Below are 1,482 nucleotides of genomic sequence, written 5' to 3' on the forward strand. Positions count from 1 at the left end.
CGGAGGTCCTTGCGGAGGATTTTGCCTGCGGCGGACTTGGGGACGAGGTCGATGAACTCGACCTTGCGGACCTTCTTGTGCGGGGACACCCGTTCGGCGACGAACGCGATCACCGCGGCCTCGTCCAGCCCCTCGGCGCCGGGCTGTGCGACGACGAACGCCTTCGGGACCTCCTCACCCTCGTCGTCGAGGACACCGATGACGGCGGCGTCGGCGATCTGCGGGTGCGTGAGCAGTAGCGCCTCCAGTTCGGCGGGCGGCACCTGATACCCCTTGTACTTGATCAACTCCTTCATCCGGTCCACGATCGTCACCACCCCGTCGGCGTCGACGGTCGCGATGTCCCCGGTGTGCAGGAACCCGTCCGCGTCCAGGGTTTCCGCGGTGGCCTGCTCGTTGCCCAGGTATCCGGCCATGATGTTCGGACCCGCACACCACAACTCCCCCGGCGCGCTGACCCCCTCGCTGGGGTACTCGACCTCCTGCCCGGTGGCGGGGTCGACGAGTTTGCATTCCATGTTCGCAATCGTCGGGCCGACCGAGTCCAGGGCGATGTCGTCGCGGTCGAACGGGATCGCGTGCGAGACCGGGCTCATCTCCGACATCCCGTACCCCTGCCGGACCCGGCACCCGAGCCGAGTCGCGACGGCCTTGCCCAGTTCCTGATCCAGCGGGGCGGCACCGGAGAAAACCGAATGCACACTCGACAGGTCGTAGTCGTCGACCAACGGATGCTTGGCCAACGCGACCGCGACCGGCGGCGCGATGAACACATACGTGCACTGCTGTCCGGAGACGATGCGCAGGAATTCGACGAGGTCGAACTTCGGCATCGTCACCAGCGCGGCCCGGTTGTAGAGGGCGGCGTTGAGCAGCACCGTCATCCCGTAGATGTGGAAGAACGGCAGCACGGCGAGGAGTTTGTCGTCGGCGCCGACGCCCATCCGCGGGTTGATCTGACAGACGTTGGCGACGAGGTTGCGGTGGGTGAGCATCACGCCCTTGGGGCGGCCGGTGGTCCCCGACGAATACGGGAGTACGGCGAGGTGGGTGGCCGGGTCGAACGACACCTCCGGGGCGGGGTGGGCCTCGGTGAGCAGATCCCGCAGTGAGGGGTGGCCGTCGGCGCCGTCGAGGACGATGACGTTCTCGTCCGGGATCCCGACCTTCGCGGCGGCGGCCCGGGCCTGCGGCAGCAGTGGGGAGACGGTGAACAGGAACTTCGCGTGCGAGTCGGTGAGCTGTTTGGCGATGTCCTCGGCGGTGTAGAGGGCGTTGACGGTGGTGGCGACGCCGCCGGCGCGCAGGATGCCGTGAAACACCGCGGCGAACGCGGGCACGTTCGGTGAGTGCAGGGCCACCACCTCACCGACCGCGAGACCGCGGGCCGCCAGCGCCCCGGCGACCCCGCCGATCTGCGCCACCAGGGCCTGGTAGGTGGTGACCGCACCCGAGGCGCCGTCGATCAAGGCGGGCCGCTCC

General features: G+C 68.7%; 1 protein-coding gene. It reads right to left on the reverse strand.

Going from position 1 to position 1,482, the window contains the following annotated elements:
• Positions 1–1,482, reverse strand: a 1,482-nt coding sequence (locus MLGJGCBP_RS19960) for an AMP-binding protein (RefSeq protein WP_160097686.1), incomplete at both ends; no start/stop codon positions are given.

It is taken from the genome of Rhodococcus sp. T7 (genome assembly GCF_009872365.1).
GTDB lineage: Bacteria > Actinomycetota > Actinomycetes > Mycobacteriales > Mycobacteriaceae > Rhodococcus_F.